This is a genomic window from Achromobacter sp. UBA5777 (genome assembly GCF_002418565.1).
GTDB classification, from domain to species: domain Bacteria; phylum Pseudomonadota; class Gammaproteobacteria; order Burkholderiales; family Burkholderiaceae_B; genus Achromobacter; species Achromobacter animicus.
Genome location: NZ_DIEJ01000259.1, coordinates 1 through 21,354 on the forward strand (window position 1 = coordinate 1; position 21,354 = coordinate 21,354).

A 21,354-nucleotide genomic window follows, 5' to 3' on the forward strand; every position below is an offset into this window, starting at 1 on the left:
CGCTGCCGCAGGGCATCGCGCTGCCCGGCCCGACGGGCGAGACCAACACCTATATGGTCGAGCCGCGAGGCGCCGTGTACTGCGTGGCCGCCACCGAGGCCGGCGCGCGGGCGCAGTGGTCCGTCGCCCGTCTGACCGGCAACCATGCGTGGTTTGCAGACACGCCGGCCGCGCAGGCGCTGCTGGCGACGCTGGATGCCGATCAGCAGGGCCAGGCCGNNGAGGCCGACTACCAGGCCGTGCTGTTCGAAGGCGACGGCGACGCGCTCAAGGCGCTGAACCAGCGCATCGCGCGGCGTCCCGGCCCCATCCTGGCGGTGCACGGCCTGACTTCCGACGCCTTGGCGGCGGGCGCCAGCTACGTGCCGGAACGCCTCCTGACCGAGCGTTCCGTCAGCGTCAACACGGCGGCTGCGGGCGGCAACGCCAGCCTCATGACCATCGGTTAAGCGTGACCAGGGGTAACCCTCGGGAATCTGAGGGTTATCTCCAATATCGGGCTAGGTTGCACTGGAACGAAAATCCGGTCGCACCTCTGGCCTGACTGCCGCAATCCGGCATTCAGGCTCTGCAGAAAATGCATGCGCGGGACCCGGATATCACTGGGCCCGCGGTAGTAAAAAACCAAAAGCCTGGCTAAAAGCTCAGGTATAACAAGGCCTTAGTCCGATATTTCGGAGGATTCCCCATGAAGTTCCGCACCACTTTGAAGCTTCTCGCTGCAAGCATCGCCGCCGCCGGCATGACGGCCGCCGTGCAGGCCGCCGACGTCAAGTTCGGCTTCGCAGCTCCGCTGACCGGTCCGCAATCGCACTACGGCGAGGACATGCAGAATGGCCTGAACCTGGCCCTCGAAGAAGCGAACAAGAAGGGCATCAAGATCGACGGCGAAACGGCCAAGTTCGTGCTGGTTTCGCGCGACGACCAGGCTGATCCGCGCGTGGGCGTGCAGGTTGCCCAGCAGCTCGTCGACCAGGACGTCGTGGGTATCCTGGGCCACTTCAATTCGGGCACCACGATTCCCGCGTCGCGCGTCTACCACGAAGCCGGCCTGCCGCAGATCGCCATGGCGACCTCGCCCGAATACACCAAGCAGGGCTACGAAACCACCTTCCGCATGATGACCAGCGACACCCAGCAGGGCGCCGCGGTCGGCAAGTTCATCGTGCAGAACCTGAAGGCCAAGAAGGTCGCGATCATCGACGACCGCACCGCCTACGGCCAGGGTCTGGCGGACGAAGTCGAGAAGGCCGTCAAGGCCGCCGGCGGCCAGGTCGTGCGCCGCGAATACACCACCGACAAGGCCAACGACTTCACGGCCATCCTGACCAACATCAAGGGTTCCGCGCCTGACGCCATCTTCTACGGCGGCCTGGACGCGCAGTCCGGCCCGATGAAGCGCCAGCTCGCCACGCTGGGCCTGAAGGCCCCGCTGGTGTCCGGCGAAATGACGCGTAGCGACACCTTCATCAAGCTGGCCGGCGACGCCGCCGACGGCACCTACGCCTCGCTGGCCGGCGTGCCGCTGGACAAGATGGCCGCGGGCAAGGACTTCGATCAGAAATACCAGGCCCGCTTCAAGAAGGCCCCTGGCGTGTACGCGCCGTACGCCTACGACGGCGCCTGGAACATGATCACGGCCATCGAAGAGGCCGGTTCCGCCGACCCCGAAAAGTACCTGCCCAAGCTGGCGAAGCTGAACCGCAAGGGCGCGACGAGCGAGCACATTTCCTACGACGATAAGGGCGATCTGAAGGAAATCTCGGTCACCATCTACGAAGTCAAGAACGGCAAGTGGGAGATGGTTGAAACGATGGTCAGCCAGGCTAACTAAGCCGGCTTGAAACCAGGGCGGAGCTGGCCGCGCGCCACGATCCGCCCGCTCTTTTCCGCACGCGCCGTCCGGCGCAGCGGCGCGCGACGCGCGGTCAGGCCTTTGCGCCCTGGCCGCCCCGCGCGATTCTTCCAGGCTTATTCACCGGCCCCTATGGATATCTTCATTCAACAACTGATTAACGGCGTCACGCTCGGCAGCGTGTACGCCCTGGTCGCCCTTGGCTACACCATGGTGTACGGGATCATCGGGCTGATCAACTTCGCGCATGGCGACGTCGTCATGATTGGCGCAATGGCGGCCACCACGGTCGCCATCACGCTGGTGGGCGGCGATCCCGGCGCGTCGGCCTTCGTGGTGCTGGGCGTCGGCCTGCTTGTCTCCGTGCCGCTGTGCATGGCGGTGGGCTGGACGGCCGAACGCGTGGCCTACCGGCCGCTGCGCCGCGCGCCGCGTCTGGCTGCGCTGATCACCGCGATCGGCGTGTCCATCATCCTGCAGAACGTCGCGATGATGGCCTGGGGCCGCAACTACCTGAACTTCCCGCAGGTGCTGTCGCCGCAAGTGTTCGAGTTTGCCGGCGCGCGCATGAGCTCACTGCAGATCGCCATCGTGGTGATTGCGGCGCTGATCATGGGCGGACTGCTGGCGGTCGTGCACAAGACCCGGCTCGGCACCGCGATGCGCGCCACCGCGCAGAACCGCGAGGTCGCGGGCCTGATGGGCGTGAACATCAATACCGTGATCTCGGCCGCCTTCCTGATCGGCTCGGCGCTCGCCGCCGTGGCCGGCATGATGGTCGCCACGTATTACGGCGTGTCGCAATACACGATGGGCTTCATGCTGGGCCTGAAGGCCTTCACCGCCGCGGTGCTGGGCGGCATCGGCAACCTGGTGGGCGCGATGGCCGGCGGTCTGCTGTTGGGCATCATCGAGTCGCTGGGCGCGGGCTACATCGGCGACCTGACGGGCGGCTTCCTCGGCAGCCATTACCAGGACGTGTTCGCGTTCTTCGTGCTTGTGATGGTGTTGATCTTCCGTCCCTCGGGTCTGCTGGGTGAACGGGTGGGGGATCGCGCATGAGCACGCATCTGAAGAAAAGCGGGTTATCCACCCGCACGCTGATCGGCATCGCGCTGATCGGCGTCGTGCTGGCGGTGCTGCCGTTCGTGATCGGCATGGCCGGGCAAAGCTGGGTCCGCATCCTGAACTTTGCGCTGCTGTACGTGATGCTGGCGCTTGGCCTGAACATCGTGGTGGGCTTTGCGGGTCTGCTGGACCTGGGCTACATCGCGTTCTACGCGGTGGGCGCCTACACCTGGGCATTGCTTGCGTCGCCGCATTTCGGGCTGCACCTGCCGTTCTGGGCGATCCTGCCGATCGCGCTGGCGGTGGCATGCCTGTTTGGCGTGCTGCTGGGGGCGCCGACATTGAAGTTGCGAGGCGATTACCTGGCCATCGTCACGTTGGGGTTCGGCGAGATCATCCGCATCTTCCTGAACAACCTGAACGCGCCCATCAACATCACCAACGGGCCGCAGGGCATCAACCGCATCGACACGTTCAAGGTTGGCGAGTTTGCGTTCGGACGTACCCAGAACCTGCTGGGCATCCGCTTTACGGGGCCGGAAAAGTACTACTACCTGCTGCTCGCGCTGACGCTGATCATCATCGTGGTCTGCGTGCGCCTGCAGAATTCCCGCATCGGCCGTGCGTGGGAAGCCATTCGCGAAGATGAAATCGCCGCCAAGGCGATGGGCATCAACACCCGCAACATCAAGCTGCTGGCCTTCGCGATGGGCGCGTCGTTCGGCGGCGTGGCCGGCGCGCTGTTCGCCTCGATGCAGGGATTCGTCAGCCCCGAAAGCTTCTCGCTCATGGAATCCATTTCGATCCTGTGCATGGTGGTGCTGGGTGGCATGGGCCACATCCCAGGCGTCATTCTTGGCGCGCTAATTCTGGCGGCATTGCCGGAATTCCTGCGCGCGGTCGTGGAGCCTGTTCAGCACATGCTGTTTGGCGCAGTGGTCCTGGATCCGGAAGGCATCCGCATGCTGCTGTTCGGCCTGGCCATGGTGTGCGTGATGCTGTTCCGTCCGGCGGGCCTGTGGCCGTCGGCGGTGCGCAAGCGCGAACTGGCGACCAAGACGCAAGGAGGCGCGGCATGAACAAACTGCTGCAAGCCCAAGGACTGGGCAAGCGCTTCGGCGGCCTGCAAGCCTTGTCGGAAGTCAGTTTCGATATCGAACAGGGCGAGATCTACGGCCTGATCGGCCCGAACGGCGCGGGCAAGACCACGCTGTTCAACGTGCTGACGGGCCTCTACATCCCCGAGGAAGGCACCTGCACGTTCAACGGCGAATCCATGTCGGGCAAGAAGCCGCACGAGGTCGCCTACGCGGGCCTGGCGCGCACCTTCCAGAACATCCGCCTGTTCGCCAACCTGAGCGCGATCGAAAACGTGATGATCGGCCGCCACATGCGCACCCGCGCCGGCGTGCTGGGCGCGGTGCTGCGCACGCGTGCCACGCGTGCCGAAGAGGCCGCCATCGAGGCGCGCGCTCAGGAACTGCTGGACTACGTCGGCATCGGGCATCGCGCCAACGACGTCGCGCGGTCGCTGCCGTATGGCGACCAGCGGCGTCTGGAGATCGCGCGTGCGCTGGCGACGGATCCCAAGTTGCTGGCGCTGGACGAACCCGCCGCGGGCATGAACGCGTCCGAAACGGTAGTGCTGCGCAAGCTGGTCGAAAAGATTCGCGCGGACGGCGTCACCGTGCTGCTGATCGAACACGACATGAAGCTCGTCATGGGCCTGTGCGATCGCGTGCTGGTGCTGGAGTACGGGAAAGTGCTGGCGATGGGCAAACCCGCCCAGGTGCAGCGCGATCCCAAGGTCATTGAAGCGTATCTGGGCGCGGGCGCCGCGCAGGATCCGCTGATCCACAACGAGGGCCAGGCAACATGACGGCATCCCAACCCCTGCTCGAGCTGCGGGGCCTGCAAGTGTCCTACGGCGGCATCCGTGCAGTGCGCGGCATTGACCTGCGCGTGGACGAAGGCGAACTGGTCTGCCTGATCGGCGCCAACGGCGCGGGCAAGAGCACGACACTGCGCGCCATTTGCGGACTGGTGCCGCTGGCCGGCGGCGAAGTCGTCTACGCCGGCCAATCCATCGGCGGCCAGAAGTCGCATGAGCTGGTCCGCAAGGGCCTCGTCATGGTGCCCGAAGGCCGCGGCATCTTCGGGCAGCTGACCATCGAAGAGAACCTTGCGATGGGCGGCTACATCCGCCGAGACGCGGCCCAGATCCGCCAGGATACGGATCGCGTTTTCACCTTGTTCCCTCGCCTGGCCGAACGCCGCAAGCAGGCCGCCGGCACGCTGTCGGGCGGCGAGCAGCAGATGGTGGCGATGGGCCGCGCGATGATCGCGCGTCCCAAGCTGCTGCTGCTGGACGAGCCGTCGATGGGCTTGGCGCCCTTGATGGTGGAAAAGGTGTTCGAAGTGGTGCGCACCATCGCCAGCGAAGGCGTGACGATCCTGCTCATCGAGCAGAACGCGCGCCTGGCCCTGGAAAACAGCCATCGCGGCTACGTGATGGAGTCGGGCGAGATCACCTTGTCCGGTCCCGCGCGCGACATGCTGCACGATCCCAAGGTGCGCGCGGCGTACCTGGGCGAGGTGGAGTAATCCGCCCGAACGCAAGGCGGCGTTGCCGCCTTGCGTTCTTGCTGCTTCAGGCCTGCACCGGTTCACGGTCCACGGCCGCGACCACCCCGGCGCCGATCAGCGCGTCGATCTCTTCCTTGCCGTACCCGAATTCCCCCAGGATCGCGATGGAGTCCTCGCCCAGCCGCGGCGCGGCGCGATGGTAGCGGGCAGGGGTGGCCGACAGTTTTACGGGCATGCCCACGGTGCGGACCTTGCCGGCCACCGGATGATCCTGTTCCACCACCATTTCACGCGCCAGCGTCTGCGGGTGCGATAGCGCCTGCGCGATCGAGTGCACAGGGCCCGCCGGAACACCCGCGTCGTCGAAGATGTCCAGCCATTCCTGCGCATCACGGGTCTTGAGGATGGCGGAGATTTCCTCCACCAATTCATCGCGGTTCTGCATGCGGTCGCGGTTGCGGGCAAAGCGCGGATCTTCCGCCCACTCGGGCCGCCCGAGCGCCTGCGCGATGCGCTGCCAGTTCTTTTCGTTGGCGCCGCCGATGATGATCCAGTCCGTGCGGGTGGGAAACGCCTGGTACGGCGCGCTCAGGACATGCGCCGATCCCGTGGGACCGGGCGAGACGCCGCTGCCGAAATAGATGGCGGCGTGCCAGTAGAGCTGCTGCAGGCTGGCTTCCAGCAGCGAGGTCTCGACGATCTGGCCTTCGCCAGTGCGCTGCTTGTGCTGGTACGCGGCCAGCACGCCGAAGGCCGCCAGCAGGCCCGCGTTGATGTCGGCCACCGAATTGCCCGTGCGCAGCGGCGGGCCGCCAGGCTCACCGGTGATGGCCATCAAGCCTGAAAACCCCTGCGCCACGAGATCGAAGCCGCCTTTATCCGCAAAGGGGCCTGTCGTGCCGTAGCCGGACACGGCGCAATAAATCAGGCCCGGGTTCTCCTTGCGCAGGGTCTCGTAGCCCAGGCCCAGCTTCTCCATCGTGCCCTTGCGGAAGTTCTCGGTCACCACGTCGGCGTCGCGGATCATGCGCAACAGGACCTTCTTGCCTTCCGGATGTTTGAGGTCCAGCGCGATGGCGCGCTTGTTGCGGTTGAGCATCAGGTAGGGCGCCGAGATGCCGTTGATCTGCGGGTCGCGGTACTGGCGCGAATCGTCGCCGCCGTCGATCTTTTCGACCTTGATGACGTCGGCCCCCAAGTCGGCCAGCATCATGCCGCAGGTGGGCCCAGCCATGATCTGGGACAGCTCGATGACGCGCATGCCGGCAAGCGCGCCGGCAGGGGCGGTGGAGGTGGGGGAGCGGCCGGAGCCGCGGGTGTCGTTGTGCATGCGGGTTCCTCGATCTCTTGTTCAGCGGCCGGTGAATTGCGGCTTGGCCTTGGCCAGAAAGGCGCGATAGCCCGCGCGGAAATCCTCGGTGTCGAAGCAGTCGAAGGCTTCGTCGCGGTCGGCGTCGGTCAGCGTCTTGCCCTGCACCAGATTGCGCACGAACTTTTTGTGCCAGCGGGCCACCAGCGGCGCGCCGTCGGCGATCCGGCGCGCGGCCGCCTGCGCTTCGTCGGCTACCTTGTCGTCCGCCACCACACGCGTGACGACGCCCAGGCGCAAGGCTTCGGCGGCATCGAAGATGTTGCCTTCCAGCAGCACCTGCAGCGCCACGGTCGGGCCGACCAGCCGAACCAGCGGGGCCAGCTCCGAGTACGACATCACCAGGCCCAGGTTCTTGATGGGCACGCCGAACCGCGAGCTTTCGCCGCAGATGCGCAGGTCAGCCAGGCTGGCGATTTCCAGCCCGCCGCCCACGCAGATGCCATGGATCTGCGCAACCACGGGATGACGGCAGCCGCCGATCGCCTCGATCGTGCGGCGCATGACGGCGCCGTACTCCACCGCCTGGCGCTTGTTGCTGCGCGCGGTCTCGAATTCGCCGATGTCGTTGCCGGGCGAAAACGCCTTCTCGCCCGCGCCGCGCAGCAGCACGCAGCGCACGCCGTCGTCGCGGTCCAGTTCAAGAAACGTGTCGCCCAGCAGCCGCCAACTGTCGATGGTGAACGCGTTGAGCTTTTCGGGCCGGTTCAGCACCACGGTCGCGATGTCGCCGTTGCGCTCGAGCAGGATGGGGGTAGCGGTAGCAGTCATGAAGTTCCTTTTGCATGCGCGGGGCGGGCCCCGCCGGATGGATCGGGTCAGCGTCGGGGTTTATTGCTTCTTCAGGCCCAGGCTCGCGGTGAGCTTGCCGTACTTGCTCCATTCGTCCCGCACGTAGGACGCGAAGGCCGCGGGGGTTTGCGGTCCGCCGCCCAGCTCCATGCCCTGGTCGGCCAACTTGGCGGCGATCTCGGGGTCCGCGAGCGTCTGAGCGAGTGCCCGATCCAGCTTGTCCATGATCGGACGGGGCAGTTGGGCGGGCGCGAGGACGGCGTACCACTGCACGACGTCCAGACCCTTGATGCCGGATTCGGCCAGCGTCGGCACGTCGGGCAGCCGCTTGCTTCGTTCAGGGCTGGTCACGGCCAGCGGGCGCAGCTTGCCGGCCTGGATCTGATTGATCGCGCCGGGCAGCGTGTCGAAGTTCAGGTCTACGTTGCCGCCGAGCAGATCGGTCATGGCCTGGCCGCTGCCTTTGTAGGGCACGTGCTCCATGGACACGCCGGCAATCTGCGAAAACCGCGCGGCGCTCAGGTGCTGCGGACTGCCCATGCCGGATGAGGCATACAGCAGTTGCTTGGGCTTGGCGCGGGCGTCGTCCACCAGGTTCTGCACGGTGGTGTAGGCGTGCTTGGTGGGGTTCACGACCAGCACGTTGGGCACCGACCCGATATACCGCACCGCCGTGAAATCCTTGTTGGGGTCGATGTTGGACTGCACGACATAGGGGGCGGCGACAGTGGATTGCATGTTGGCCAGGAGCAGCGTGTAGCCGTCCGCGTCGGCCTTCACCACGTAATCGGCCGCGATCAGGCCGGAGGCGCCCGGCTTGTTCTCGACCACGACCTGCTGCCCGAGCAGGGTGGACAGGCGCGCGGAAAGGATCCGGGCCGACACGTCGGTGCCGCCGCCCGGGACGAAACCGACGACCAGGCGAATGGGACGTTCCGGCCATTTCGAATAGTCCTGCGCCAGGGCGGGGCTGGCCGCCGACAGTCCGGCGGACAGCATCAATACGCCGATCCAGGCGTGAGCATGCTTTTTCATAGGGTCTCCTTTGGTGGATGAGGCCTGCCCAGGGGCTGCTTGCTCTATGATTTGGGTCAGGTTGGTATGCCGTTGGTGTTTGGTATACCAGATACAAAAATAGTCGAAGTCGCGAGCATGAACAACCCATGGCTAACCCTGAACCCCTGATTGCCGAAGTGTCCGTCCCCGATTTGGCCATTCACCATCCCACCTTGCCGGCGGTCGTGGCGGAGCGGCTACGCCAATTGATCATCGATGGCACCCTGAAGCCGGGCACCTGGCTGAATGAACGAGACCTGTGCGATCAACTGAAGATTTCCCGCACGCCGCTGCGCGAGGCGTACCGCATGCTGGCCTCGGATGGCCTCGTGACCCTGCAGCCCAAGCGCGGGGCGATGGTGATCGAACTGTCCGCCGAAGACATCGAAAATATCTTCGACGTGCTGTCCGTGCTGGAAGGGCTGGCAGTGCGTAGCGCAGCCGAGCGCGCGTCCGAGGCGGAGCTTGCCCAGATCGCGCGTCTGCATGCGCAGATGCTTGAAAACTATGAGAAACGCGATATCCGCGCGTACTTCGCGGCCAGCATGGGCACGCACATCGCAATCAACCGCGCCGCGCACAATCCGGCGTTGTCACATTCCTACGACCGGTTGAACCTGCAGGTGCAGGCCCTGCGCTACAAGTCCAATTTCGACCTGGATGAATGGACGACGGCGGTGGCCGACCACGAGGCCTTCGTGCAGGCCCTGTTGGCGCGCGATGGCGATCGCGCCGAAGCGCTGATTCGCAAGCATGTCGGCGGCAAGAAAGCCTACAACCTGCGCGGCCGGTCCGGGAACGGCGTGGCCTGATGGCATGGCGGCTGGCGCCGCCATGCGGTGGGGAATCAGGCGGGCTGCGCGACTACGCGCTTTCTGCCGATCATCAAGGCCAGCACGGCGGCGATGATGCCCGTCGCGCCTGACACCACGAAAGCCATCAGGTAATTGCCCTGTGCCTCGCGCAGCGCGCCCGCCATCCAGGCGGCGCTGGCCGCGCCCATCTGGTGACCCGCCACGATCCACCCGAAGACGATCGAGGCGTCGCGTTCGCCGAACGCTTCCGTCGTCAGGCGCAGCGTCGGCGGCACCGTGGCGATCCAGTCCAGGCCGAAGAAGATCGCGAAGATCGACAGGCTGTAGAACGAAAAATCGGAGTGGGGCAGGTACATCAGCGACAGGCCGCGCAAGGCGTAGTAGACGAAGAGCAGCTTGCGCGGGTCGTAGCGGTCGGTCAGCCACCCGGATGCGGTGGTGCCGAGCAGGTCAAAGATGCCCATCATGGCCAGCAACCCGGCTGCCTGCACCTCGGGCATGCCGTGATCGCCGCACAGCGCGATCAGGTGCGTGCCGACCAGACCGTTCGTCGTGAAGCCGCACACGAAAAACGTGGCGAACAGGTACCAGAACGTGCGGGTCTTGGCCGCCCGGGCCAGCGTGCCGAACGTGGCGGCCACCATGCCGGTGCGCGGCGCAGACGAACGCTGCATTAGCTTCGGTATTAACATGGGTGACTATCACCTTAATCGTCAGCAGGGCGAAACCTGGCTACGTGTGAAAGGTGAGAAAGTGCTGAACGTGAAAGAAATGATGCTCTCCGGCCAGCATAACTACACTAATGCCCTGGCGGCGCTGGCGCTGGCGGATGCTGTTGGCCTGCCGCGATCTTCAAGCCTGAAGGCGCTCACCACCTTTACCGGCCTGGCGCACCGCTTCCAGCTGGCGCTGGAGCACAACGGCGTACGCTGGATTAATGATTCCAAAGCGACCAACGTGGGTAGCACCGAGGCGGCACTGAACGGTTTGCACGTTGATGGCACGCTATACCTGCTGCTGGGCGGCGACGGTAAATCGGCTGACTTCTCCTCGCTGAAGCAGTACCTCAACGGTGATAACGTGCGCCTGTATTGCTTTGGCCGCGATGGCAGCGAGCTGGCGGCGTTGCGTCCTGAAGTCGCCGAGCAAACCGAGACCATGGAGCAGGCGATGCGCCTCATCGCCCCACGCGTGAAGCCCGGCGATATGGTACTGCTCTCGCCAGCCTGTGCCAGCCTCGATCAATTCAAGAGTTTCGAACAGCGGGGTGATGTCTTTACCCGCCTGGCGAAGGAGTTAGGCTGATGCGTTTATCTCTCCCTCGCCTGAAAATGCCGCGCCTGCCAGGATTTGGTATCCTGGTATGGCTGTTTACGGCGCTGAAAGGCTGGGTGATGGCTTCCCGGGATAAAGATTCCGATAGCCTGATCATGTACGACCGCACGCTGTTCTGGCTCACGCTGGGGCTGGCAGCGATCGGCTTTATTATGGTCACCTCGGCGTCAATGCCTGTCGGACAGCGTCTGGCAAACGACCCGTTCCTGTTTGCCAAGCGTGACGGGCTGTACATCATTCTCGCGTTCTGCCTGGCAATGATCACCTTACGCCTGCCGATGTCGTTCTGGCAGCGGCACAGTACAGCCATGCTCATCGCCTCAATCATCATGCTGTTGATCGTTCTGGTTGTCGGGAGCTCCGTTAACGGGGCATCACGCTGGATTGCCTTTGGGCCACTGCGTATCCAGCCCGCGGAGTTCACCAAACTGTCGTTGTTCTGCTACCTGGCTAACTACCTGGTGCGTAAAGTTGACGAAGTTCGTAACAACCTTCGTGGCTTCTTAAAACCGATGGGCGTGATTCTGGTCCTCGCGATCCTGCTGCTGGCGCAGCCCGACCTCGGTACGGTAGTCGTACTGTTTGTCACTACGCTGGCGATGCTGTTCCTGGCGGGCGCAAAACTGTGGCAGTTCATTGCCATCATCGGGATGGGGATTTCGGCGGTGGTGCTGCTGATCCTCGCCGAGCCCTACCGTATCCGCCGTGTGACCTCGTTCTGGAACCCATGGGAAGATCCGTTCGGCAGCGGTTACCAGCTGACGCAGTCGCTGATGGCGTTTGGCCGCGGCGAAGTCTGGGGTCAAGGCCTGGGCAACTCGGTACAAAAACTGGAGTATTTACCGGAGGCGCACACCGACTTCATCTTCTCCATTATTGGGGAAGAACTGGGTTATATCGGTGTGGTATTGGCGCTATTAATGGTATTCTTCGTCGCTTTCCGCGCCATGTCGATTGGCCGGAAAGCGCTGGAGATCGATCACCGCTTCTCCGGTTTCCTGGCCTGCTCAATTGGTATCTGGTTTAGCTTCCAGGCGCTGGTAAACGTTGGGGCGGCAGCGGGTATGCTGCCGACCAAAGGTCTGACGTTGCCGTTGATCAGTTATGGTGGTTCGAGTCTGCTGATCATGTCGACGGCCATCATGTTTTTGTTACGCATAGATTATGAAACGCGTCTGGAGAAAGCTCAGGCGTTTACACGAGGTTCACGATGAATCAACCGAAGCGGTTAATGGTGATGGCAGGCGGTACCGGTGGACACGTGTTCCCGGGACTGGCGGTTGCGCACCATTTAATGGAACAGGGCTGGCAGGTACGCTGGCTGGGAACCGCAGACCGCATGGAAGCCGATCTGGTACCTAAACACGGTATCGAGATCGACTTTATTCGTATTTCTGGCCTTCGTGGCAAAGGGATCAAGGCGCAGCTGCTGGCGCCGGTGCGCATTTTCAATGCCTGGCGTCAGGCGCGCGCCATTATGAAGCGTTTTAAGCCTGACGTCGTTCTGGGCATGGGCGGTTACGTTTCCGGTCCGGGCGGACTGGCGGCGTGGTCACTGGGCATCCCCGTTGTTCTGCATGAGCAGAACGGTATTGCCGGGTTGACCAACAAATGGCTGGCAAAAATCGCCACCAAAGTTATGCAGGCCTTCCCCGGGGCATTCCCGAAAGCGGATGTCGTAGGGAATCCGGTACGTGTGGACGTGCTGGCGCTGCCGCTGCCAGATACGCGTCTGGCGGGTCGCGAAGGGCCGGTGCGCGTGCTGGTCGTCGGCGGTTCCCAGGGCGCACGTATTTTAAACCAGACGATGCCGCAGGTTGCGGCAAAACTGGGTGATGCGGTGACCATCTGGCACCAGAGCGGGAAGGGCGCTCAGCAGACCGTTGAGCAGGCCTACGTGCAGGAAGGTCAGCCGCAGCATAAAGTGACTGAATTTATTGATGATATGGCCGCAGCCTATGCCTGGGCCGATGTTGTGGTCTGTCGCTCGGGCGCGCTGACGGTGAGCGAAATCGCCGCCGCCGGTTTACCGGCGCTGTTTGTGCCGTTCCAGCACAAAGACCGACAGCAGTACTGGAATGCGCTGCCGCTTGAGAAAGCGGGCGCAGCGAAGATTTTTGAGCAGCCACAATTTACCGCTGATGCGGTCGCCACTACCCTGGCGGGCTGGAACCGGGATGTATTACTGGAGATGGCGCAACGCGCACGCGCGACCGCTATCCCGGATGCAACGGAACGGGTGGCAAAAGAAGTGAGCCTGGCAGCCCAGGCATAATTCTCGCAGTGCGTGTTGCGCTGCACGATTTTTTTGAAGTAGTCGATGGCGTTTAGAGAATGAATACACAACAACTGGCAAAACTGCGTTCTATCGTGCCCGAGATGCGTCGCGTCCGGCACATTCACTTTGTCGGCATCGGTGGTGCTGGCATGGGCGGTATTGCCGAAGTGTTAGCTAACGAAGGCTATCAGATCAGCGGGTCTGACCTGGCGCCAAACCCTGTTACGCAGCAGCTGGCGTCGCTGGGGGCGACTATCTATTTCAATCATCGCCCGGAAAACGTGAGCGATGCGAGCGTGGTTGTGGTGTCCAGCGCTATCTCCGCGGATAACCCGGAAATCGTTGCGGCGCATGAGGCGCGCATCCCGGTGATCCGTCGCGCGGAAATGCTGGCGGAACTGATGCGTTTCCGTCACGGCATTGCGGTGGCCGGTACGCACGGTAAAACCACCACAACAGCGATGGTCTCCAGCATTTATGCGGAAGCGGGTCTCGACCCGACGTTCGTTAACGGTGGTCTGGTGAAAGCCGCTGGCGTGCATGCGCGTCTGGGCCACAGCCGTTATCTGATTGCGGAAGCGGATGAGAGCGATGCGTCGTTCCTGCATCTACAGCCGATGGTGGCGATCGTCACCAACATCGAAGCTGACCATATGGACACTTACCAGGGCGACTTCGAGAACTTAAAGCAGACCTTTANNGGCGGCGACTTCGGCAAGCTGAAGAAGACCTTCGTCGAGTTCCTGCACAACCTGCCGTTCTATGGCCGTGCGGTGATGTGCGTGGACGATCCGGTTATTCGCGAGCTGCTGCCGCGCGTCGGGCGTCAAATTACGACCTACGGCTTCAGCGAAGACGCGGATGTACGCGTAGAAGATTACAAGCAGATCGGTGCGCAGGGGCATTTCACCCTCGCGCGTCAGGATAAAGACCTGCTGTATGTCACCCTGAACGCTCCGGGACGTCACAACGCCCTGAATGCGGCAGCGGCGGTGGCTGTTGCGACAGAAGAAGGCATTGACGATGAAGCGATCCTGCGCGCACTGGAGAGCTTCCAGGGGACGGGCCGTCGCCGCGACTTCCTCGGTGAATTCCCGCTGGAGCCGGTAAACGGTAAGCCAGGTTCTGCGATGCTGGTAGACGACTACGGTCACCATCCGACGGAAGTGGACGCAACCATCAAAGCGGCACGCGCGGGTTGGCCGGAAAAGAATCTGGTCATGATCTTCCAGCCGCACCGTTACACGCGTACTCGCGATCTGTATGACGATTTTGCCAACGTCCTTTCGCAGGTCGATACCCTGCTGATGCTGGATGTTTATGCAGCGGGTGAAACTCCGATTCCGGGTGCGGACAGTCGTTCTTTATGTCGTACCATCCGTGGACGCGGTAAAGTGGATCCTATTCTGGTTCCCGACCCGGCGCAGGTGGCTGAAATGCTTGCCCCGGTCCTGACGGGTAACGATCTGATCCTGATTCAGGGCGCGGGAAATATCGGCAAAATCGCCCGTACCTTAGCTGAAATCAAACTGAAGCCGCAAACTCAGGAGGACGAGCGTCATGGCTGATAAGATTGCTGTCCTGTTTGGCGGCACTTCCGCCGAACGCGAGGTTTCTCTGAATTCGGGCGCTGCCGTGCTGGCGGGCCTGCGTGAAGGTGGTGTGGACGCGCATCCGGTTGATCCGAAAGAGGTGGACGTCACGCAGCTGAAAGCGATGGGCTTCGATAAAGCCTTTATCGCGTTGCACGGTCGCGGCGGTGAAGACGGCACGTTGCAGGGGCTGCTGGAGCTGATCGGCATGCCGTACACCGGCAGCGGCGTGATGGCATCCGCCATCTCCATGGATAAACTGCGCAGCAAACTGCTGTGGCAGGGGGCGGACCTGCCCGTTGCGCCATGGGTTGCACTGACGCGTCGTGAATATGAATTGGGTCTGTCGGACAGCGTTAATACACGCATTGCGGCACTGGGCTTACCGATTATTGTGAAGCCGAGCCGTGAAGGGTCGAGCGTGGGAATGTCCAAAGTCGATAAAGCTGTAGATTTGGCTGACGCTTTAGCACTGGCATTTCAACATGATGAAGAAGTTCTGATTGAAAAATGGCTTAGCGGGCCGGAATTTACCGTCGCGATGCTTGGCGAAGAAATTTTACCGTCAATTCGCATCCAACCCGCCGGAGTCTTCTATGATTATGAGGCGAAGTATCTCTCTGATGAGACGCAATATTTCTGCCCAGCGGGTCTTGAAGCAGAGCGTGAGGCCGAATTACAGTCTCTGGTGCTTAAAGCCTGGAATGTGCTGGGATGTCGTGGCTGGGGACGCATTGACGTGATGCTTGACGGTGACGGGCAATTTTATCTGCTGGAAGCAAACACGTCTCCGGGTATGACCAGCCATAGCCTTGTGCCGATGGCGGCGCGTCAGGCGGGAATGAGCTTCTCGCAGTTAGTCGTACGTATTCTGGACCAGGCGGGCTGATATGTCTCAGGCTGCATTGAACACGCGCAACCGCGATGACGAAGAAGAATATTCCTCTTCGCGCCGGAGTAATGGAACGCGTCTTGCAGGGATCATCTTCCTGCTCGGGGTGCTGTGCACCGTGTTTATCAGCGGCTGGATGGTGCTGGGCTGGATGGAAGACGCGCAGAGGTTGCCGCTGTCGAAGCTGGTGGTGACCGGGGAGCGACACTACACGCGTAACGATGACATTCGCCAGTCGATTCTGGCGCTTGGGTCGCCTGGCACCTTTATGACGCAGGACGTCAACATTATCCAGAGTCAGATTGAACGTCTGCCGTGGATAAAACAGGCGAGTGTCAGAAAACAATGGCCAGATGAATTGAAGATTCATCTGGTTGAATATGTGCCGATTGCGCGTTGGAATGATCAGCATATGGTTGACGTAGACGGAAATTCGTTCAGCGTCCCGAGCGATCGTGTCAACAAGCAGAATTTACCGATGTTGTATGGCCCGGAAGGCAGCGAAAACGAAGTATTGCAGGGTTTTCGTGAGATGGGGCAGGTGCTGGCTAAGGATCGCTTTACGTTAAAAGATGCTGCGATGACGGCGCGCCGTTCCTGGCAGTTGACCCTAACGAATGGCATTAAGCTCAATCTTGGCCGCGGCGACACAATGAAACGTCTGGCGCGTTTTGTAGAACTTTACCCGGTTTTACAGCAGCAGGCGCAGACGGATGGCAAACGGATAAGCTACGTTGATTTGCGCTATGACTCAGGCGCAGCAGTCGGTTGGGAGCCGGCTCCGGTCGAGGAACCTAATCAGCAACAAAATCAGGCACAGGTACAGGCAGAACAACAATGATCAAGTCGACGGACAGAAAATTGGTAGTAGGACTGGAGATTGGCACCGCGAAGGTTGCCGCTTTGGTAGGGGAAGTTCTGCCCGACGGTATGGTCAATATCATTGGCGTGGGCAGCTGCCCCTCCCGTGGTATGGATAAAGGTGGGGTAAACGACCTTGAGTCGGTGGTGAAATGCGTTCAGCGCGCCATCGACCAGGCTGAATTGATGGCAGATTGCCAGATTTCCTCTGTCTATCTGGCCCTGTCTGGTAAGCACATCAGCTGCCAGAATGAAATCGGTATGGTGCCGATTTCTGAAGAAGAGGTGACGCAGGAAGACGTTGAGAACGTTGTCCACACGGCGAAATCCGTGCGTGTTCGCGACGAGCACCGTGTGCTGCATGTGATCCCGCAGGAATACGCGATCGACTACCAGGAAGGCATCAAGAATCCGGTCGGTCTCTCGGGCGTGCGTATGCAGGCAAAAGTGCACCTGATCACATGTCACAACGATATGGCGAAGAACATTGTAAAAGCCGTTGAACGTTGTGGCCTGAAAGTTGACCAACTCATTTTCGCCGGTCTTGCCGCGAGCTATTCCGTGCTGACCGAAGACGAACGTGAACTGGGCGTCTGTGTGGTCGATATTGGTGGTGGTACAATGGACATGGCCGTCTATACCGGCGGTGCGTTACGCCACACCAAAGTGATCCCGTACGCCGGGAATGTGGTGACCAGCGATATCGCTTACGCCTTTGGTACGCCACCGAGCGATGCAGAGGCGATTAAAGTGCGCCATGGTTGCGCGCTGGGCTCTATCGTCGGCAAAGACGAGAGCGTTGAAGTGCCGAGCGTAGGCGGGCGACCGCCGCGCAGCCTGCAACGCCAGACGCTGGCAGAGGTGATTGAGCCGCGTTATACCGAGCTGCTCAACCTGGTCAACGAAGAGATTTTGCAGTTACAGGAACAGCTTCGCCAGCAGGGTGTGAAACATCATCTCGCGGCGGGGATTGTATTAACCGGCGGGGCAGCGCAAATTGAAGGTCTTGCGGCCTGCGCTCAGCGCGTGTTCCATACGCAGGTGCGTATTGGTGCGCCGCTGAATATTACCGGTTTAACGGATTACGCTCAGGAGCCGTATTACTCAACGGCCGTGGGCCTGCTGCACTACGGGAAAGAATCCCATTTGAGTGGTGAAGCAGAAGTGGAAAAACGCGTCTCGGTGGGGTCTTGGGTCAAACGACTTAACACCTGGTTGCGAAAAGAGTTTTAATTTTTTTAAGAGACCGGAGAGAATTAGCGGTCTCGGGCGACAGGCACAACGGAGAGAGAGATTATGTTTGAACCTATGGAATTAACCAACGACGCGGTGATTAAAGTCATCGGCGTCGGTGGCGGCGGCGGTAACGCCGTAGAGCACATGGTGCGCGAGCGCATCGAAGGTGTTGAATTCTTCGCGGTGAACACCGATGCGCAGGCGCTGCGTAAAACGGCTGTTGGCCAGACGATTCAGATCGGTGGTGGCATCACCAAAGGTCTGGGAGCAGGGGCTAACCCGGAAGTGGGCCGCAACGCGGCTGAAGAAGATCGTGAAGCGCTGCGCGCTGCACTGGACGGTGCAGACATGGTCTTCATCGCAGCGGGTATGGGCGGCGGTACAGGTACCGGTGCAGCACCCGTTGTGGCGGAAGTCGCTAAAGATTTAGGTATTCTGACCGTTGCTGTCGTGACCAAGCCTTTCAACTTTGAAGGTAAGAAGCGTATGGCTTTCGCGGAGCAGGGTATCACCGAGCTGTCCAAGCACGTGGACTCTCTGATTACCATCCCGAACGACAAGCTGCTGAAAGTGCTGGGTCGCGGTATCTCTCTGCTGGACGCCTTTGGCGCGGCAAACGACGTGCTGAAAGGCGCGGTTCAGGGTATTGCTGAACTGATTACCCGTCCAGGTCTGATGAACGTTGACTTTGCAGACGTTCGCACCGTGATGTCCGAGATGGGCTACGCGATGATGGGCTCTGGCGTGGCGAGCGGCGAAGACCGTGCGGAAGAAGCCGCTGAAATGGCGATCTCTTCTCCACTGCTGGAAGATATCGATCTGTCTGGTGCGCGCGGCGTGCTGGTCAACATTACCGCTGGCTTTGACCTGCGTCTGGATGAGTTCGAAACCGTGGGTAACACCATCCGTGCGTTCGCCTCTGACAACGCGACCGTTGTTATCGGTACGTCCCTTGATCCGGAAATGAACGACGAACTGCGTGTGACCGTTGTGGCCACCGGTATCGGTATGGACAAGCGTCCTGAGATCACCCTGGTGACCAACAAACAGACTCAGCAGCCGGTTATGGATCGTTACCAGCAGCACGGTATGGCGCCTCTGACTCAGGAGCAAAAACCCGCTGCGAAAGTGGTGAACGACCCAACTCCACAAACGGCAAAAGAGCCAGATTATCTGGATATCCCGGCGTTCCTGCGTAAGCAAGCTGACTAAGAATTGGCTGGAATTTGGGGATTTGCGCTCTTTGTGCTAAACTGGCCCACCGTTAGTGATATACACTCTCGGTTGGATAGTTAATTTGGCGAGATTATACGATGATCAAACAAAGGACACTTAAACGTATCGTTCAGGCGACGGGTGTCGGTTTACATACCGGCAAGAAAGTCACACTGACGTTACGCCCTGCGCCGGCCAATACCGGGGTCATCTATCGTCGCACCGACTTGAATCCACCGGTAGATTTTCCGGCCGATGCCAAATCTGTGCGTGATACTATGCTCTGTACTTGTCTGGTGAACGAGCATGACGTGCGGATTTCTACCGTAGAGCACCTGAACGCCGCCCTGGCGGGTCTGGGTATCGACAACATTATGGTTGAAGTCGATGCGCCAGAAATCCCGATCATGGACGGGAGTGCTGCTCCGTTCGTTTATTTGTTGCTGGATGCCGGCATCGAAGAACTGAACTGCGCGAAGAAATTTGTTCGCATTAAAGAGACCGTTCGCGTCGAACATGGCGACAAATGGGCTGAATTCAAACCGTACAATGGTTTCTCGTTGGACTTCACCATCGATTTTAACCATCCGGCTATTGACTCCAGCACCCAGCGCTATGCGATGAACTTCTCTGCGGATGCGTTCATGCGTCAGATCAGCCGAGCACGTACCTTCGGCTTTATGCGTGATATCGAATATCTGCAATCCCGCGGCCTGTGCCTGGGCGGCAGCTTCGATTGTGCCATCGTTGTTGACGATTATCGCGTACTGAACGAAGACGGCCTGCGTTTTGAAGATGAATTTGTTCGTCACAAAATGCTGGACGCGATCGGCGACCTCTTCATGTGTGGTCACAACATCATTGGTGCATTTACCGCGTTTAAATCCGGTCATGCACTGAACAACAAACTGTTGCAGGCCGTCCTGGCAAAACAAGAAGCCTGGGAATATGTGACCTTCGAAGACGAAGCTGAACTGCCGCTGGCGTTCAAAGCCCCGACTATGGTCCTGGCGTAACGGTTAAAGCCGTTTCGTAAGAAAAGCGACTGGTTCACCTGGTACTCTCTCCGACCAGGGAAGCCAGTCGTTTTTATTTCTGCCCTTCTTTAATTTGTCCCCCTCACCCCTGGCCTGTGTCGGGTGCCGAATAACGGTGTGTTCGCTGCATTATTGACCGTTTTTACCTGCTGCAAGGTGTCATTCCTGCTGCCGTGTATTGGCTTTAGTGGTAATATCTGGGCGCTAAAAAAGAATAACTGAACTCAGCCTGCACTGGCGGGCGAACGTGGTGGAGCAAGTGAGCGGAATACTGACGCGCTGGCGACAATTTGGCAGACGTTACTTCTGGCCGCATCTCTTATTGGGGATGGTCGCGGCGAGTTTCGGCTTGCCTGTGCTCAGCAACAGCGCAGACGCGGCCACGCCAGCACGTTCCACGACGACCAAACACGATCTCACCACACGGGTTAACTTCACTAATCTCGCATGGCTTGAAGCTAGCCGCCGTCCTAATTTCTCCGTTGATTACTGGCAGCAGCACGCGATTCGCACGGTTATCCGCCATCTGTCGTTCGCGATGGCGCCACAGACGATGCCTGTTGCGGAAGAAACGCTGCCGGTTCAGGCTCAGCATCTTGCCCTGCTCGATACGCTTAATGCGCTTCTGACGCAGGACAACCAGCCGCCAGTGACCGTAAATCAGACGGCGCAAACGGATTTTGTTTCCCCTGCATCCTTCTCTGTTTCGACATGGATTAGCCAGGTTCACGGCATCCGTGCCGGGCCTCAACGCCTCAGCTAAATTAACCTTTTTCAATACCTTAATTTATCTGCCCGACTGGGGCGTTTGAGAATTTATTATGCTAATCAAATTGTTAACCAAAGTTTTTGGTAGTCGTAACGATCGTACCCTGCGCCGCATGCGCAAAGCTGTGAACGTCATCAACGGTATGGAACCGGCGATGGAGAAGCTCACTGATGATGAGCTGAAAGCGAAAACCGCGGAGTTCCGTGCGCGTCTGGAGAAAGGTGAAACCTTAGAAAGCCTGATCCCGGAAGCCTTCGCCGTTGTACGTGAGGCCAGTAAACGCGTGTTCGGCATGCGTCACTTCGACGTGCAGCTGCTGGGCGGGATGGTGCTCAACGAGCGCTGCATCGCGGAAATGCGTACCGGTGAAGGTAAAACCCTGACGGCAACGCTGCCGGCTTACCTGAATGCGCTGACGGGTAAGGGCGTTCACGTTGTTACCGTCAACGACTATCTGGCGCAGCGCGACGCAGAAAACAACCGTCCACTGTTCGAATTCCTCGGCATGACCGTGGGCATTAACATGTCCGGCCTGCCGGCACCTGCCAAGCGTGAAGCCTATAACGCAGATATCACCTACGGCACCAACAACGAATTC

The 21,354-nt window shown here is 60.5% G+C and carries 19 protein-coding genes and 3 pseudogenes; 18 read left to right on the top strand and 4 right to left on the bottom strand.

Annotation, left to right across the window (positions count from 1 at the left end):
• The 6 genes and pseudogenes from B3446_RS22355 to B3446_RS22380 all read left to right on the top strand — a co-directional run.
• Positions 1–449 (top strand): annotated as a pseudogene (locus B3446_RS22355) (trifunctional transcriptional regulator/proline dehydrogenase/L-glutamate gamma-semialdehyde dehydrogenase); the annotation flags it as partial.
• Positions 450–688: 239 nt separating this feature from the next.
• Entirely contained in the window at positions 689–1,834 is a 1,146-nt protein-coding gene (locus tag B3446_RS22360) for a branched-chain amino acid ABC transporter substrate-binding protein (protein WP_056562612.1), read from the top strand.
• Positions 1,835–2,065: 231 nt separating this feature from the next.
• Positions 2,066–2,917, top strand: a complete 852-nt coding sequence (locus tag B3446_RS22365) for a branched-chain amino acid ABC transporter permease (protein ID WP_414632416.1) — start codon at positions 2,066–2,068, stop codon at positions 2,915–2,917.
• Positions 2,914–4,002, top strand: a complete 1,089-nt coding sequence (locus tag B3446_RS22370; RefSeq protein ID WP_291385101.1) for an ABC transporter permease subunit — start codon at positions 2,914–2,916, stop codon at positions 4,000–4,002. The genes B3446_RS22365 and B3446_RS22370 overlap by 4 nt, the downstream gene beginning before the upstream one ends.
• Positions 3,999–4,802: an ABC transporter ATP-binding protein gene (locus B3446_RS22375; RefSeq protein WP_291385103.1), complete on the top strand. Its 804-nt coding sequence runs from the start codon at positions 3,999–4,001 to the stop codon at positions 4,800–4,802. The genes B3446_RS22370 and B3446_RS22375 overlap by 4 nt, the downstream gene beginning before the upstream one ends.
• Positions 4,799–5,527, top strand: coding sequence for an ABC transporter ATP-binding protein (locus B3446_RS22380; protein ID WP_218344733.1), 729 nt, complete (start codon positions 4,799–4,801; stop codon positions 5,525–5,527). Before B3446_RS22375 ends, B3446_RS22380 begins: the two co-directional genes overlap by 4 nt.
• Positions 5,528–5,573: 46 nt before the next feature.
• On the opposite strand, the gene B3446_RS22385 is transcribed toward B3446_RS22380, so the two are convergent.
• The 3 genes from B3446_RS22385 to B3446_RS22395 are packed head-to-tail and all read right to left on the bottom strand — an operon-like array spanning position 5,574 to position 8,705.
• Positions 5,574–6,839 carry a CaiB/BaiF CoA transferase family protein gene (locus B3446_RS22385; protein WP_191575606.1) on the bottom strand — a complete coding sequence of 422 codons (1,266 nt, stop codon included), beginning with the start codon at positions 6,837–6,839 and terminating at the stop codon, positions 5,574–5,576.
• A gap of 21 nt (positions 6,840–6,860) precedes the next feature.
• Entirely contained in the window at positions 6,861–7,649 is a 789-nt protein-coding gene (locus tag B3446_RS22390; protein WP_191575605.1) for an enoyl-CoA hydratase/isomerase family protein, read from the bottom strand.
• Positions 7,650–7,709: 60 nt separating this feature from the next.
• Positions 7,710–8,705, bottom strand: coding sequence for a Bug family tripartite tricarboxylate transporter substrate binding protein (locus B3446_RS22395; RefSeq protein ID WP_291385107.1), 996 nt, complete (start codon positions 8,703–8,705; stop codon positions 7,710–7,712).
• A gap of 128 nt (positions 8,706–8,833) precedes the next feature.
• Here B3446_RS22395 and B3446_RS22400 point away from each other — a divergent pair, with 128 nt between their 5' ends.
• The gene (locus B3446_RS22400) at positions 8,834–9,538 is read left to right on the top strand and encodes a GntR family transcriptional regulator (protein ID WP_291385109.1); all 705 of its coding nucleotides are present in this window, start codon (positions 8,834–8,836) and stop codon (positions 9,536–9,538) included.
• Positions 9,539–9,573: 35 nt separating this feature from the next.
• Here B3446_RS22400 and B3446_RS22405 read toward each other — a convergent pair.
• A pseudogene (locus B3446_RS22405) lies at positions 9,574–10,206 on the bottom strand (MFS transporter); the annotation flags it as partial.
• A 25-nt stretch (positions 10,207–10,231) separates the two neighbouring features.
• On the opposite strand from B3446_RS22405, the gene B3446_RS22410 reads away from it, so the two are divergent.
• The 11 genes and pseudogenes from B3446_RS22410 to secA form a co-directional block, all read left to right on the top strand.
• A complete protein-coding gene (locus B3446_RS22410; RefSeq protein ID WP_291385111.1) occupies positions 10,232–10,846 on the top strand; it encodes a glutamate ligase domain-containing protein in 615 nt (204 codons plus the stop codon).
• Positions 10,846–12,090, top strand: coding sequence for a cell division protein FtsW (gene ftsW / locus B3446_RS22415; protein WP_006810115.1), 1,245 nt, complete (start codon positions 10,846–10,848; stop codon positions 12,088–12,090). Before B3446_RS22410 ends, ftsW begins: the two co-directional genes overlap by 1 nt.
• A complete protein-coding gene (gene murG / locus B3446_RS22420; RefSeq protein ID WP_017383783.1) occupies positions 12,087–13,151 on the top strand; it encodes an undecaprenyldiphospho-muramoylpentapeptide beta-N-acetylglucosaminyltransferase in 1,065 nt (354 codons plus the stop codon). The genes ftsW and murG overlap by 4 nt, the downstream gene beginning before the upstream one ends.
• Positions 13,152–13,255: 104 nt before the next feature.
• On the top strand, positions 13,256–14,722 hold the full coding sequence (gene murC / locus B3446_RS22425) for a UDP-N-acetylmuramate--L-alanine ligase (RefSeq protein WP_291385128.1): 1,467 nt from the start codon (positions 13,256–13,258) through the stop codon (positions 14,720–14,722).
• Positions 14,715–15,635: a D-alanine--D-alanine ligase gene (locus B3446_RS22430; protein ID WP_063162671.1), complete on the top strand. Its 921-nt coding sequence runs from the start codon at positions 14,715–14,717 to the stop codon at positions 15,633–15,635. Before murC ends, B3446_RS22430 begins: the two co-directional genes overlap by 8 nt.
• Position 15,636: 1 nt before the next feature.
• Positions 15,637–16,479, top strand: a complete 843-nt coding sequence (gene ftsQ / locus B3446_RS22435) for a cell division protein FtsQ (protein WP_003856342.1) — start codon at positions 15,637–15,639, stop codon at positions 16,477–16,479.
• Positions 16,476–17,732, top strand: a complete 1,257-nt coding sequence (gene ftsA / locus B3446_RS22440) for a cell division protein FtsA (protein ID WP_003856340.1) — start codon at positions 16,476–16,478, stop codon at positions 17,730–17,732. Before ftsQ ends, ftsA begins: the two co-directional genes overlap by 4 nt.
• A gap of 63 nt (positions 17,733–17,795) precedes the next feature.
• Complete coding sequence (ftsZ, locus tag B3446_RS22445; protein WP_003856338.1) at positions 17,796–18,947, top strand: cell division protein FtsZ; 1,152 nt, start codon at positions 17,796–17,798, stop codon at positions 18,945–18,947.
• Positions 18,948–19,048: 101 nt separating this feature from the next.
• The gene (lpxC, locus tag B3446_RS22450; RefSeq protein ID WP_291385124.1) at positions 19,049–19,966 is read left to right on the top strand and encodes a UDP-3-O-acyl-N-acetylglucosamine deacetylase; all 918 of its coding nucleotides are present in this window, start codon (positions 19,049–19,051) and stop codon (positions 19,964–19,966) included.
• A 280-nt stretch (positions 19,967–20,246) separates the two neighbouring features.
• Positions 20,247–20,750 (top strand): secA translation cis-regulator SecM, encoded by a 504-nt coding sequence (gene secM / locus B3446_RS22455; RefSeq protein ID WP_032103219.1) that lies wholly within the window; start codon positions 20,247–20,249, stop codon positions 20,748–20,750.
• A 58-nt stretch (positions 20,751–20,808) separates the two neighbouring features.
• Positions 20,809–21,354: pseudogene (secA, locus tag B3446_RS22460) on the top strand (preprotein translocase subunit SecA); the annotation flags it as partial.